The organism is Alcanivorax sp. 1008 (assembly GCF_020667895.1).
Classification (GTDB): domain Bacteria; phylum Pseudomonadota; class Gammaproteobacteria; order Pseudomonadales; family Alcanivoracaceae; genus PGZG01.
The window spans coordinates 199,326-212,758 of record NZ_JAFMPS010000002.1; the positions used below are offsets into that span (position 1 = coordinate 199,326).

16 protein-coding genes and 1 riboswitch are annotated in these 13,433 nt (G+C 57.8%); of the genes, 8 read left to right on the plus strand and 8 right to left on the minus strand.

Features of this window, described 5'->3' with window-relative positions; genetic code table 11:
* The 4 genes from J1C54_RS03710 to pilG are packed head-to-tail and all read right to left on the minus strand — an operon-like array spanning nucleotide 1 to nucleotide 3,429.
* The gene (locus tag J1C54_RS03710; protein WP_229144616.1) at nucleotides 1-2,016 is read right to left on the minus strand and encodes a methyl-accepting chemotaxis protein; all 2,016 of its coding nucleotides are present in this window, start codon (nucleotides 2,014-2,016) and stop codon (nucleotides 1-3) included.
* A 54-nt stretch (nucleotides 2,017-2,070) separates the two neighbouring features.
* Entirely contained in the window at nucleotides 2,071-2,616 is a 546-nt protein-coding gene (locus J1C54_RS03715) for a chemotaxis protein CheW (RefSeq protein ID WP_229144618.1), read from the minus strand.
* Nucleotides 2,617-2,628: 12 nt separating this feature from the next.
* A complete protein-coding gene (gene pilH / locus J1C54_RS03720; protein WP_229144620.1) occupies nucleotides 2,629-2,997 on the minus strand; it encodes a twitching motility response regulator PilH in 369 nt (122 codons plus the stop codon).
* Between the two features lie 45 nt (nucleotides 2,998-3,042).
* Nucleotides 3,043-3,429 (minus strand): twitching motility response regulator PilG, encoded by a 387-nt coding sequence (pilG, locus tag J1C54_RS03725; RefSeq protein WP_229144622.1) that lies wholly within the window; start codon nucleotides 3,427-3,429, stop codon nucleotides 3,043-3,045.
* A gap of 231 nt (nucleotides 3,430-3,660) precedes the next feature.
* Here pilG and gshB point away from each other — a divergent pair, with 231 nt between their 5' ends.
* The 7 genes from gshB to J1C54_RS03760 are packed head-to-tail and all read left to right on the plus strand — an operon-like array spanning nucleotide 3,661 to nucleotide 9,297.
* On the plus strand, nucleotides 3,661-4,614 hold the full coding sequence (gene gshB, locus J1C54_RS03730; protein ID WP_229144624.1) for a glutathione synthase: 954 nt from the start codon (nucleotides 3,661-3,663) through the stop codon (nucleotides 4,612-4,614).
* A gap of 2 nt (nucleotides 4,615-4,616) precedes the next feature.
* Entirely contained in the window at nucleotides 4,617-5,492 is an 876-nt protein-coding gene (locus tag J1C54_RS03735; RefSeq protein WP_229144626.1) for an energy transducer TonB, read from the plus strand.
* Between the two features lie 51 nt (nucleotides 5,493-5,543).
* Nucleotides 5,544-6,104, plus strand: a complete 561-nt coding sequence (locus J1C54_RS03740) for a YqgE/AlgH family protein (RefSeq protein ID WP_229144628.1) — start codon at nucleotides 5,544-5,546, stop codon at nucleotides 6,102-6,104.
* Nucleotides 6,097-6,528 carry a Holliday junction resolvase RuvX gene (gene ruvX, locus J1C54_RS03745; RefSeq protein WP_229144630.1) on the plus strand — a complete coding sequence of 144 codons (432 nt, stop codon included), beginning with the start codon at nucleotides 6,097-6,099 and terminating at the stop codon, nucleotides 6,526-6,528. The genes J1C54_RS03740 and ruvX overlap by 8 nt, the downstream gene beginning before the upstream one ends.
* Complete coding sequence (gene pyrR / locus J1C54_RS03750) at nucleotides 6,525-7,040, plus strand: bifunctional pyr operon transcriptional regulator/uracil phosphoribosyltransferase PyrR (RefSeq protein WP_370635604.1); 516 nt, start codon at nucleotides 6,525-6,527, stop codon at nucleotides 7,038-7,040. The genes ruvX and pyrR overlap by 4 nt, the downstream gene beginning before the upstream one ends.
* A complete protein-coding gene (locus J1C54_RS03755; RefSeq protein WP_229144632.1) occupies nucleotides 7,037-8,017 on the plus strand; it encodes an aspartate carbamoyltransferase catalytic subunit in 981 nt (326 codons plus the stop codon). Before pyrR ends, J1C54_RS03755 begins: the two co-directional genes overlap by 4 nt.
* Nucleotides 8,014-9,297: a dihydroorotase gene (locus tag J1C54_RS03760; protein WP_229144634.1), complete on the plus strand. Its 1,284-nt coding sequence runs from the start codon at nucleotides 8,014-8,016 to the stop codon at nucleotides 9,295-9,297. Before J1C54_RS03755 ends, J1C54_RS03760 begins: the two co-directional genes overlap by 4 nt.
* Nucleotide 9,298: 1 nt before the next feature.
* Here the strand turns inward: J1C54_RS03760 and J1C54_RS16695 are convergent, their stop codons facing one another.
* From J1C54_RS16695 to moaA, 4 genes are all read right to left on the minus strand, one after another.
* A complete protein-coding gene (locus J1C54_RS16695) occupies nucleotides 9,299-9,796 on the minus strand; it encodes a DUF1653 domain-containing protein (RefSeq protein ID WP_370635605.1) in 498 nt (165 codons plus the stop codon).
* Between the two features lie 65 nt (nucleotides 9,797-9,861).
* Complete coding sequence (gene mobA, locus J1C54_RS03770; RefSeq protein ID WP_229144636.1) at nucleotides 9,862-10,449, minus strand: molybdenum cofactor guanylyltransferase; 588 nt, start codon at nucleotides 10,447-10,449, stop codon at nucleotides 9,862-9,864.
* Nucleotides 10,442-10,975 carry a molybdenum cofactor biosynthesis protein B gene (gene moaB / locus J1C54_RS03775; RefSeq protein ID WP_229144638.1) on the minus strand — a complete coding sequence of 178 codons (534 nt, stop codon included), beginning with the start codon at nucleotides 10,973-10,975 and terminating at the stop codon, nucleotides 10,442-10,444. Before moaB ends, mobA begins: the two co-directional genes overlap by 8 nt.
* Before the next feature lie 16 nt (nucleotides 10,976-10,991).
* On the minus strand, nucleotides 10,992-11,972 hold the full coding sequence (gene moaA, locus J1C54_RS03780; protein WP_229144640.1) for a GTP 3',8-cyclase MoaA: 981 nt from the start codon (nucleotides 11,970-11,972) through the stop codon (nucleotides 10,992-10,994).
* Nucleotides 11,962-12,110: riboswitch (molybdenum cofactor riboswitch) on the minus strand. (Overlaps the previous gene by 11 nt.)
* Nucleotides 12,111-12,208: 98 nt before the next feature.
* On the opposite strand from moaA, the gene glp reads away from it, so the two are divergent.
* Nucleotides 12,209-13,432 carry a gephyrin-like molybdotransferase Glp gene (glp, locus tag J1C54_RS03785; protein ID WP_229144642.1) on the plus strand — a complete coding sequence of 408 codons (1,224 nt, stop codon included), beginning with the start codon at nucleotides 12,209-12,211 and terminating at the stop codon, nucleotides 13,430-13,432.
* The last annotated feature ends 1 nt before the right edge of the window (nucleotide 13,433 follow it).

Genomic DNA, 13,433 nt, shown 5'->3' on the forward strand with positions numbered 1-13,433 from the left:
TTAAGTCGGCAGGCGGAAACCGGCTACCGAATTACGCATTTCCTGAGCCATCTCGGCGAGGTTACCAATCGACCGTGCGGTGGCCGTGGTACCCGACGAAGTCTGCGAGGTAATCTCCTGAATAACGTTCATGGTGTTGGAGATGTGGCCCGCAGAGGCCGCCTGCTGACGTGCAGCGTTGGAAATGTTCTGAATCAGGTCAGCCAGGTTTTTCGATACGTTCTCAATTTCTTCCAGCGCGACACCCGCATCCTGGGCCAGGCGAGCACCCTTCACTACCTCGGCGGTGGTTTGTTCCATCGAGATAACCGCTTCGTTGGTATCGGTCTGAATAGTTTTTACCAGCGTTTCAATCTGCTTTGTTGCCGCAGCGGAACGTTCCGCAAGACGCTGTACTTCGTCCGCAACAACCGCGAAGCCTCGACCTGCTTCACCAGCCATAGACGCCTGAATCGCCGCGTTAAGAGCCAGAATGTTGGTCTGGTCCGCAATGTCGTTAATCAGCGATACGATGTCACCAATCTCCTGGGAAGATTCACCCAGTCGCTTGATCCGCTTTGAAGTTTCCTGAATCTGCTCACGAATGGTATCCATGCCGTGGATGGTTGCCTGTACCACTTCAGCGCCCTTGTTGGCGATGGCTACCGCTCGTTCCGCAACGGCGGCGGACTCAGAGGCGTTGGCAGATACCTGGTCAATGGAGACCGCCATTTCGTTCACAGCGGCGGATGCACCGGCAATTTCCTGCGCCTGATGCTCCGACGCTTCGGCAAGATGCATAGCCGTAGACTGGGTTTCCTGGGCAGCGGATGCCACCTGTACAGCGGTCTGGTTAATGGTTTGTACCAGAGAGCGCAGCTGGTCAATGGAGAAGTTAATAGAGTCAGCGATAGCACCGGTGAAATCCTCGGTTACCGTCGCCTGTACTGTCAGGTCACCGTCAGCGAGGTCGCCGAGCTCGTCAAGCAGACGCAAAATAGCAGACTGGTTCCGCTGGTTTTCTGCTTCCAGCTCATCTTTCTTCTTGCGGTCTTCAGTGACACGCTGCAACACGATGATAACGAACAGACCCAGCGCAACACCGGAGAAAATCAGACCGGCCAGAACCGATGGGAAAACGCCTGCAGTGGACTGTTCGAATTCATCCGCCAGATTGGTGGACTCAAGCAGCAGGTCCTGAGAGCGAGCGAAGATGCTATCCGCAGCAGCACGCACCTGGAACAACTCCGGCGCGGTCTCAAGAATTTCATCAACGGACTGGTTAACGAATTCATCGAACAGCGAAGCAATTTCGGCGAGATAGTCGAGCGCTTCCGGATCGTCAATACGCTCAATGCCGAGAGCGTCATCGCCCTCGATCATGCCGTTCATGATTCGACCGAACTGGCTGGCGTCACGGCCGAAACTGTCAGCCGCCTGAACCGCACCCTCACCACCGGCGAGCACTCGGTCAATAGCGCGAACAATTCTTTCTGCCAACAGAGACTGACGGGAGGCAATTGCAACCTGATCAGGATTCGCCTCACCCATAATCAGAATGTCGACAACACCCTCATACTCTGCCTGCAACATGGGCACAGTCTGAGACAGGGTGGCTGCCACTTCATGCAAATCAAGTACCGTGTCCTCACCACTCAGAATGACGTTTGCACTGTCTTTCACATCATCCCAGAGCAAACCCACGCGGCCAAGCAGCTCAGGATCTCCAACGCTGGCCTCGCTAACCTGATCCCAGCTTTCCTGGAAGGTAGTCTTGGCCGCTTCCAGTTCCCCGAAAGCCTCGGCGTTACCCGCAGCCGCTTCCAGCGCGTTTTTGGCGATCTGCTGTGATACAACTCGCAGCTCAGAAGCGTAGGTAATGTTATCTTTGGCCACGTTGGCCTGAATCGCCAGATAACTAAAATTGAATACCGCCAGCAGTACAGCAATAGCTGCGCCCGCATACAGACCCAGCGTCAGCGGACCGCTGGCACCTCCCCGCAATCTGGCGAACACCTCTCCCGGATTGAAATTCATAACGTGGCTCCTGGCCTGCCTTGCTCTTGTTGTTTCACCCGTTCCCCTGCAACGTCAGCCCGTACGAGCAACCTGCAGAAACCTCGGATCCTCTGCGAGATGCTCAATACTGAACACCTGCCAGATCTCTCCATCTTTTTCATAACCGCCCTGTAAAAAGGGCCGCACTGCTTCATCGACATCTTCCGGCTCAGCGGTATAACCGGTTACCGGAAAGTGCTGCATGCCGTATACATCGTCCACCGTTACACCGGTGTACAGGTCGCCCTGATCAATCACCAGCAAGCGACGACGTTTTTCCTGCAGCGGCGTACTCTTTTCGAGAAAGCCAGTCAGATCCATCACTGCCATCAAACGGCCACGCACATTGGCGATGCCCTTCATCCAGTGATGCACACCCGGCACCCGCGTGTAGGAAGGCGCCTGAAGTATTTCGGACACCTGCTCCAACGGCGCCACGTACCGACGACCATCAAGCAGAAAGCCAATACCACTCCAGTACTGCACGACATCCTGACGGGACGGCAACTGCCACGACCGCTCACGACAGCGAGCAGAAAGTTCCGCCAGTTTGATAAAGGCCGCGGATGCAGTACTCACAACACCACTCCCTTACCCTTCCGCCAGCATCCGATCGACGGTGCGCATCAGCACTTCCTCGTCGACCGGCTTGGTCAGATAGTCTTTAGCACCCTGACGCTGCCCCCAAACCCGATCAGTTTCCTGATCCTTGGTGGTGACGATAATGATCGGAATGTGCGCTGTGTCAGAGCCCTTGGTTAGCTGCCGGGTAGCCTGAAAACCATTCAACCCCGGCATAACCACATCCATCAACACCAGTTCGGGCAGTTCTGCACGCGCCACAGCCACGCCGTCCGCACCATTCACCGCCTCAATAACCGAATGTCCATGGCGCTCGAGAATCTCCCGCAACTTATAAGTTTCGGTAGGAGAGTCGTCGACAATCAAAATCTTCGCCATAACGGCATCCTCACTTCCACTCGGCCAACATGGCCAAGATGGCAATTACATCTGAACGTGCTGGCGAATAGCGCCAAGCAATTCTTCTTTTGAGAACGGCTTGGTCAGATATTCATCCGAACCAACAATCCGCCCTTTGGCCTTATCAAAAAGGCCATCTTTGGAAGACAACATGATCACCGGTGTATTCTTAAAGGCGCTGTTGTTCTTGATCAGCGCACAGGTCTGATAACCATCCAGACGCGGCATCATGATGTCGACAAAAATAATATTGGGTTTGGTATCAGCGATCTTCGCCAACGCATCAAAACCGTCGGTAGCAGTGATCACCTCACAGCCGGCTTTTTTGAGCAGGGTTTCGGCGGTACGCCGGATGGTCTTCGAGTCGTCGATGACCATCACCTTAAGATCCTGGAAGTTTTCTTCAGTCATTGATTGCAGCCTTCAGCCGTCCGCAGTTATGAGGCCTAACTTATTGTTTTACCTTATTTTTTGGATTTTTTATCGTTTAGTACGATGTTTTCCCTAGTCCAGTGGCGAGTTTTAACACAGTTTCCACATTCAATCTATAACACCTTATAAAGGCTGCAAAAAAGCGCTTTGACGGATGGTGTCTCCGGGAAGCGGCACTGCTAACATGTCCACGCCGCCAAGGGAGCCGCAATGACAATCCGCCTCGGGGTCGTAATGGACCCCATCGAAAAGATCAAACCGTGGAAGGACAGCACCTTCGCCATGCTGCTGGAGGCCCGCAGGCGTGGCTGGCAAGTGCTGTATATGACGCCAGGCGACCTCTACGTACGTGAAGGCCGGACCTTTGCCCAGGCCGCGGAGCTGCATGTAACCGATAATCACGAGCAGTGGTTTGACAAGGGAGCTAGCACGGAGCTGGATCTGGCCACCCTCGACATGGTGCTGATGCGTCAGGACCCGCCGTTCAACAATGACTACATCTACGTCACCTATCTGCTGGAAAAGGCTGAGCGTGAGGGCGTACTGGTGGTCAATCGCACCCAGAGCGTGCGCGACTGCAACGAAAAGCTGTTTGCCACGGAGTTTCCCCATTGCTGCAGCCCGACTCTGGTAGCCAGCCGGGCCGACCAGCTCAAGGCGTTTGTCTCAGAGCAGCGCGACGTGGTGATGAAGCCCCTTGATGGTATGGGTGGCTCAAACATCTTCCGGGTGCCGGCGAATAGCCCCAATATCAGCGTGATTATCGAAGTGCTGACCCAGCACGGCAAAACCCCGATCATGGCCCAGCGCTACATCCCGGAGATCGTTCAAGGTGACAAGCGCATCCTGATGATCAATGGCGAGCCGGTGCCCTATGCCCTTGCCCGGGTGCCCAAAGAAGGCGAGCTACGCGGCAATCTGGCTGCCGGCGGCAGCGGCGTGGGCCGGGAGCTAACCGAGCGCGACCGCTGGATTTGCCAGCAAGTGGGCCCGGTGCTGAAGGCCAAGGGACTGTATTTCGTCGGCCTTGATGTAATCGGCGATTACCTCACCGAGATCAACGTCACCAGCCCGACCTGCATTCGCGAGCTGGACGAGATCTATGGGCTGAACATTGCCGGGCAGTTATTTGACTGCCTGCTTGAACAGCTAGTTGCGGAGTAGCCATGGCCGCCGCCGCTCCTGTCAGCGCTGCCGACCGGCTCAGCTTTATGCTGTTCCTGGCGCTGGCCTTCCATGCCGTACTGATCCTTGGTCTGGGCTTTAGCGCGGACGAGCCGACTCCGGGTGCTCGCACCATCGAAATCACCATTGCCCAGCAGCTCAGTGACATCGAGCCAGAGGACGCCGACTTTCTTGCCCAGGCCAACCAGCAGGCCTCAGGGGATCTGGACGAAAAGCGGGAGGTGACCACCACCGAGCAATCGCCATTTGATAGCCAGAATATCGCCCAGGTGAATCTGCAGGCGCCCTCCACGGTGGACCCCTCGCCGGTGCCAACCCAGCGAGTCGTTATCACCACTCAGGGGGTGTCCTCACGCAAGGCACCGGCCACCATCGACAAGCCGACACCGCCAACACCTCTGCCCAAGTCCAAGCAGGAATCTGACGCCGCCCTGAGCAAGGAGATCGCCAGCCTGCAGGCTCGATTGGACGCTCAGAAGCAGGCCTACGCAAAACGCCCTCGGATCCATCACCTGACCTCGGTATCCGCCAAGGCCCATTACGAGGCCCTTTATCTGGACTCCTTTCGCCGTGCTGTGGAAGAAATCGGCACCCGCAATTTCCCGCAAAAGGCACTCAGCGAGGGTATCTTTGGCAATGTCCGGCTAGCCGTGCAGCTAAAGCCTAACGGCACGGTGCAAAACATTGAGGTCACCCAGTCTTCCGGGCAGCGCTTCCTTGATGAGGCCGCCATTCAGAGTGTCCGTCTGGCCGCGCCGTTTGCTCCGTTTCCAGACGAAATGCGCCGCAATGTGGATATCCTGGAAATCATCCGCACCTGGCGCTTTGACGCCCGCGAACGGCTGACTTCTCACTGAATTCTTGTCTCGCGACTTGTTCCTCACCTGCTTCACCCCAATACTGATGCCATGAGCTACCCAAGCCTGAAAAATCATTTCCTGATCGCCATGCCACAACTGGCTGATCCCAACTTCCACCACAGCGTCATCTGGGTGGTTGAGCACAGTGCGGAAGGCGCCATGGGGCTGACCGTGAATCGTCCCTCATCACTGACCGTGGACGACATTCTGGAAGACCTCAGCATCGAGCATGATCCGCTGACTGGCCGCCATCAGGTGGTTCAGGGCGGCCCCATGCGCCCGGAAACCGGCTTTATCCTGCACCCAAGCACCACCGAGGAATGGACCTCCAGCCAGCAACTGATGGAGGGACTGCAGCTCACCACTTCGCGCGATATTCTCGAGGCGATTGCCGCCGGGCATGGACCGAATCGTAGCCTGACAGCGCTGGGCTATGCCGGCTGGGGCCCGGGCCAGTTGGAGCAGGAAATGCTGGATAACACCTGGCTAAGCGTGCCAGCAGATGCTGCCACCCTGTTCGACGTGCCGATTAGCGAGCGCTGGCAGGCGGCGGCAAATACTCTCGGCGTGGATATCCGCCTGCTCAGCGGTGACGCCGGCCATGCCTGAGACACTGCTCGGTTTCGATTATGGCAGCAAAAAGATTGGTGTAGCCTGTGGTCAGTCCCTGACTGGCACCGCCAATCCATTGGCAGCACTTGTCAGCCGTGATGGGGTGCCGGACTGGCCTGCCATCGAGAAACTGGTGCAGGAATGGCAACCATCCGGCTTTGTTGTCGGCTTGCCGCTGAATATGGATGACAGCGAAAGCGAGTCCAGTAGCCGTGCGCGACGCTTCGCCCGGCAGCTGCATGGCCGCTTCAGCAAGCCGGTGTGGATGGTGGATGAGCGCCTGTCTACCCGTGAGGCCCGCGACCAACTTGGCAGCCGCAACAAGCGCGGCCCGGACCCACGCGTTGACAGCCTTGCCGCCGTGCTGATGATTGAAAGCTATTTCCGCGACGGTGGAATCACCCCTCAGGAGCAATCGTGAACTGGACCAGCAGCGATATTGATCAACGCCTTGATGCCATGGCCGCCGCACTGCGACAGCAGCTGGAGCAACGCGGCATCCAGAACTTCGCCATGGTCGGCATCCACTCCGGCGGAGTGTGGGTGGCTGAGGCCCTGCGACAACGCCTCAACGATGAGATCCCGCTTGGCTCTCTGGATATCAGCTTCTACCGCGACGACTTCACCCACCGCGGACTGCACCCCAACGTCAAGCCCAGCCAGCTGCCATTCGAAGTGGAAGGCACCCATATCGTGCTGGTGGACGATGTACTGATGACCGGCCGAACTATTCGCGCCGCCATGAACGAACTGTTCGATTTTGGCCGGCCAGCATCCATTATTTTGACCACCCTGTTTGATATCGGCCACCGACAATTGCCAATGTGTGCGGATATTTGTGGCCAGACCTTGGCATTACCACCCCACCAGCGAGTAGAATTACGCGGACCCGCACCACTCGCTGCGGACATTATCGAGATGACGCCTGCATGATTCACTCGCCGCCATCCGCGAATATCCAGCTCACCGCCGATGGCCGGCTGAAGCACTTCCTTTCCATTGAAGGCCTGCCCCGCTCCCTGCTTGAAGAAATCCTTGATGGCGCTGCCAGCTTTGTTGAAGTCGGCGACCGCTCCATCAAGAAGGTGCCGCTGCTACGCGGCAAGACCGTGGTCAACCTGTTCTTCGAACCCAGTACCCGCACGCGCAGTACCTTTGAACTGGCCGCCAAGCGGCTGTCGGCAGATGTGCTGAATATCGATATTGCCAAGAGCGCCACCAGCAAGGGTGAGACCCTGATGGACATGCTGTGGAATCTGGAAGCCATGGCCAGCGACATGTTTATCGTGCGCCACTCCGATTCCGGCGCACCGTTTTTTATCGCCAACCATGTCACCCCACAGGTGGCTGTGATCAATGCCGGCGACGGCCGCCACGCGCACCCGACCCAGGCCATGCTCGACATGTACACCATCCGTCACTACAAGGGCGGCTTTGAAGGACTCAAGGTGGCCATCATCGGCGATGTACTGCACTCGCGGGTGGCACGTTCGCAAATTCACGCACTGAATATTCTCGGCGCCGAGGAAGTCCGGGTGATCGCTCCGAAAACCCTGCTGCCGAAGGACATCGAAAGTCTTGGCGTCAGCGTCTACACCGATCTTGCCTCTGGCCTGCGTGATGTGGATGTGGTGATTGCCCTGCGCCTGCAAAAAGAGCGCATGGACTCGGCCCTGCTGCCCTCGGAGGGCGAGTTCTACCGCCTGTATGGATTAAATAACGAGCGCCTGCGGCCAGCCAAACCGGATGCCATTGTTATGCACCCGGGACCGATTAATCGCGGCGTGGAAATTGCCTCGGAAGTGGCCGACGGACCACGCTCGGTGATCCTCCATCAGGTCACCTTTGGTATCGCTGTGCGCATGGCGGTGATGTCCATGTCCATTAGCGGACAGGAGAGCGGTCTATGAACCAGAAAGCTCACCTGCTGATTCGCAAGGGCCGCGTTATTGATCCGAATACTGGCCGCGATGAGGTGCTCGACATCCTCATTGAGAACGGCCGGCTTGTGCGAATTGCTGCCAGCCTGGATGCACCCGGCGCGGAAATTATCAACGCCGAGGGCATGCTGGTGTTACCCGGCCTGGTAGACACCTGCGTACACCTATCTGAATCCTCCGGCGGCCGTAACGGCTCGATTGCCTCGGAAGCACTGGCCGCTGCCAGCGCCGGTATCACCCATCTGTGCGCGCAACCGGATACCAATCCGGTAATTGATAACGCAGCTATCGTGCGCCTGATTCGGGAGCGCTCATTCAAATCCGGCTTTGCCAAAGTGCTGCCGCTGGCTGCCATGACTCAAGGGCTGGAAGGTCGTCAGCTGGCGGAAATGGTTACCCTGAAAGAGGCCGGCTGCATCGGCGTCAGCAACGCCGGCAAGCCACTGCAAGACACCTTGGTGATGAAGCGCTGCTTCGAGTACGCCGCCACCTTCGACATTCCGGTTATGCTGCGCCCCCAGGACGCCGCCCTGTCCGCCGGCGGTTGCGCCCACGACGGCCCGGTGGCTTCGCGGCTTGGCTTGCCGGGTATTCCCGCCGTCGCCGAAACCATTGAACTGAGTCGCGCACTGCTACTTTGCGAAACCACCGGCGTACGTCTGCATATCCAGCAAATCAGCTGTGCCGCCAGCGCCGAGTTACTGCGTGATGCCAAGCGTCGTGGATTGCCGGTGACTGCGGATGTCAGCATTCATCATCTGCTGCTGGACGAATCAGCACTGGAAAATTTCAACAGCGATTGCCATATCATCCCGCCGCTACGCAGCCGCAGTGATCGCGATGCCCTGCTGGCGGCCGTGGCCGATGGCACCATTGATGCGGTCTGCTCGCAGCATTTACCGCTCGGCTCCTCAAGCAAACAGGCACCGTTCCCGGCCACCAAAGCAGGCATCTCAGGCATCGAAACCCTGCTGCCGCTTATGCTGTTACTGGTAGAAAAACAGGCACTGACACTGCCGCGCGCCATCGAACTACTGACCAGTGGTCCGGCTCGCTGCCTTGGCCAGCAAATCGGTCATCTGGAAATCGGCCGCGCCGCCAGCCTGTGTGTTGTGGACATGCACGCCCAGCAAACCCATAGCGAACATTGGTTATCCGCTGGAAAGAACAGCCCATGGATTGACACCAACCTGCCCGGCGCAGTGCGCCTTACCGTCTGCGAAGGCAAGGTAAGCTGGTTGTCGGACTGAGTCAGAACAACCAGATCAGCAGAATCAATACAGCCACGCCAGCAAGCCCCGCTTTGATTGCGGTGGCCGGATTATCAAACAGGGGTATGGAAGAAAAGTCCGGCTTGTCATCGCCCGCCGACATGGCTGCCTTAACCCGCTCTTCCACGGATGCATCCGCCGGATTGCCAGCCGATGTTGCCGCCGGAGTCGCAACCGGTGCCAGTGCTGGCGCGGCCGTGCGCCGCACGGCCTGAACCTGAGCCGCCTGGGCCGCTGGCGGCTTGATTGCTTGCGGTGCCGGGCTGGCGGACTGCCAGGCGAAGCGCGGCACCATCACCCCCGCAACATCCACCTCCTCGGTGAACATAGCCAATGGCCGCACCCACAAACCCTGCTCTCCATACATGGGCCGATACACCACTACCTTTTCCAGGGTCTCACTGTGGGTAGCCACTTCGACAACCTGATACATGTTGCCTTTGTAATGCTTGTAGATGCCGGGTCGCAGAGTTGTCATGGTGCCAATACTTCCTTGAGCGATGATCACAATGATGCCCGAGCTACCGGCAGGATCAAGCAGCCCTACCGTTGATAGCTGGCCAGATCTTCGGCGGTGTTCAGGTTGCAAAAGGCCTGTGCTGATGAAAACTGACAAACCCGTAGCGGCTTGCCCTCCAGCCAACCGTGCACACTGCGACCACCCTGATCCAGATAGCGTGACAGATCCCCACGCCAGCGGGCCGATGACAACGCCATGCACAAAGGCTGCAACCGCTCACCATCGTGGGCAACAGCGATGCTGTCTTCATCTTCGAGTTGGGCCAACAAGTCTTGCGCCAGTGAAAGCGGCAAATCTGGCATATCACAGGGCACGACTACTGCCCGAGCGCTACTGCATTGCAACAACAGTGCTTCCAGGCCGGCTAACGGCCCGCAGAACTCCTGACGCTGATCCGCCACCGTCCTCACACCAAGACTGGCATAACGATCTGCATTGCGATTAGCACTAACCAGCATGGCCGGAGCGCAAAGTCGTGCCTGCAAATGCAGCACGGCCGGTTGCCCATCAATCAGCATCAGGCCCTTGTCGAGGCCATCCAGGCGACTGCCCCGCCCCCCGGCCAACACTAGCAACTGCCAATCATTCAGCATGGCCGGCTGTTCAGCCACAGCGCTGACCGTGCCCACCGCGCAGGTGTTGAACAAAGTTGCAGGGACGAAAGCGACTATCCAACTGACTGGCAAGAATGCCATCCCAGGCCGTGCGGCAAGCACCAGTAGAGCCCGGCAGACAGCAGATCAGCACGCCATCGGCGAGCCCCGCCACGGCGCGCGACTGAACGGTAGAGGTGCCGATCTCGCTGTAGGAAAGCTGACGGAATAGCTCTCCAAAACCATCGACACTTTTATTAAATAGTGGCGCCAGGGCCTCCGGGGTGGAGTCACGTCCAGTAAAACCGGTGCCGCCGGTGACCAGAATAACTTGCACGTCTCCTTCACCAACCCAACGGCACACCTGCTCACGCAACTGCCAGATGTCATCACGCAGCAAAGCGCGATCTGCCAGCTGATGGCCCGCTTCAGACAATTTTTCAACCAGCAGTGCACCGGACGTATCTGTATCCGGTGTGCGTGTATCCGATACAGTAAGCACGGCGATGCGCAGCGAAACAAACTCTGTCGTGGACTGGCTCATATAAGCTCCGAAATATTCAACCGCCAATCATGGCAAAGTGTCGGGTAGCGCCGGTGTGTTGCTGCTGTAGCAAGTGGCTCTCCCCTTTATCTCCAATCATATCCTGCAGGTGCTGCATCAATCCCTCGACATCGCCGTCGCGGCACCAGCTGCGAATGTCGTGACCCTGATCTGCGAACAAACATAGATGAAGGCGTCCAAGAGCTGACACCCGCAAGCGGTTACAGCTGGCGCAGAAGTCACTGCTATAGGGCATGATAAAACCTATGCGCCCGGCGTAGTCCGGATGCCACAGCTCACGGGCGGGCCCCGCATCCTGCGCCCGCGCAGTCTCCTGCCAACCCTGCTCAACCAACATTGTCAGCATCTCTTGTCCGCGCAAATGCTGGTCACGAAAAAATACGCTGTTGTCGCCGGTTTGCATCAATTCGATAAAACGCAGGGTAACCGGCATGTCGCGCAGCCAGGAAAGAAAACTTTGCATGCGATCGGCATAGCCATCGCGCAATAGCACAGCATTAATCTTGATATCTTGCATGCCCAACGACAGAGCCTGGTCCAGGCCATCAAGGATGGTCGGCAACTTGTCATGGCCGGTGATGCTGGCAAACTCCTGCCGATCCAGTGAATCGATACTGACATTCAGTCGATCCAACCCGGCCTGATGCCAATCGTGAATTTGCTTGGGCAAGCGATAGCCATTGGTGGTCAAGGCCACCGTGTTAATCCCTTCTGTCTGTTTACAGATACGGATCAGCTCGGGAAGGTCGGCGCGCAAACCTGGCTCACCACCGGTTAGGCGAATCTTGCTGGTTCCCAAGCGAGCAAAAGCGGCGGCAATCACCGCGATCTCCTCCGCCCCGAGAAACCCTTCAGGCACAGCGCCCGCCGGCGCCTGGTAGCCAGACGGCAAACAATAGGTGCAGCGAAAATTACAGACATCCGTTACCGACAGGCGCAGATAACGGAACCGTCTGCCATAACGGTCCTGTAGCATGGGGTCACCTTTCCGAATGCGGGAGGCCGCAGCGTTTCCCCTGCGACCCGGTGGCCAGAATGACCACGGCTGCAACACCATACGGATGGCCGATTAAGACCTCAGTGAAGGCATGGCAGCTCGGTACCTGAGCCCATGTTAGCGCCCATCACTGGCCGCTGCCATAGCACCAAGGCCTGACATCCAGTGAGGATTCACAGGTACAATCCAGAGCTGTTTTTCAAGGAAGTAATCTGATGGCCTGTCATGACGAACCCGGCATGCTGCCCCTGGAAGTGTGCCGCGCGCGCTTGCTTGATTCCGTTACGGCGATCAATACTGGCCAGTCTGTGTCGCTGACCGAGGCCATAGGTCGCGTTACCAGCGAAGCAATCACCGCCGCCCATGATGTGCCGCCGGCAGACAACTCCGCCATGGATGGCTACGCCATTCATCAGGCCGACCTGCACAGCAAGACTGCCCTGACGCTGATCGGTAGCAGCTTCGCCGGTCACCCCTTCAATGGAACGCTGCAGCCAGGCCAGTGCGTGCGCATCATGACCGGTGCCAATGTGCCAGAGGGCGCCGCCGCAGTGATCATGCAGGAGCAGGTGCTGTGTCACGATGACCTTGTCAGCCTGCAGCGGGAACTGCAGTCGGGAGAAAACATTCGCCGCCGGGGAGAAGACATCCGCGCTAGCGAAACCCTGCTCCCCGCTGGCCGGCGCCTGCGCGCTGCCGATATTGGCCTGCTGGCCTCTCAGGGCATTGCTACCGTGAAAGTGCAGCGCCGTTTGCGCGTCGCCCTGATTTCCACCGGCGACGAACTAGTGCCCGCCGGGCAACCACTTGGTCCCGGACAGATCTACGACAGTAATCGCGCCATGTTGCAGGCGGCACTGAGCGAAACAGGCTTTACGGTTATCGACATGGGCCATGTTGCTGATAATGCCAAAGCGCTGCGGCAACGTTTTCTCGAGGCAGATGCCAGCGCTGATGCAGTGATCACCTCCGGCGGCGTTTCCGTTGGCGAGGCCGACCTGGTACGTCAGGTAGTCGGCGACATCGGTGACATCCATATCTGGAAAGTAGCCATCAAACCGGGCAAGCCATTTGCCTTTGGCAAGCTGCCCAATAGCGTATTTTTCGGCCTGCCCGGCAATCCTGTTTCCGCGCTGGTCACCTTGATGCAACTGGCCATGCCAGCCCTGCTCAGCATGCAAGGCAACGGCTGGCAAGCTGCCCTGACCATGCAGGCAAAACTGCAGGCGCCGATCAAGAAAAAGCCGGGACGTGCGGATTACCAGCGCGGCATCGTCAGCCAGAGTGAAGACGGCGAGTTATTGGTAACACCATTAGGCAATCAGGGGTCTGGCGTGCTCACAAGTATGAGTAAGGCAAACTGTTTTATCGTGCTAGGGCAGGATCAGGGATCCGTATCACAAGGCGAATACGTTACTGTCGAGCCGTTTAATCGTTAAC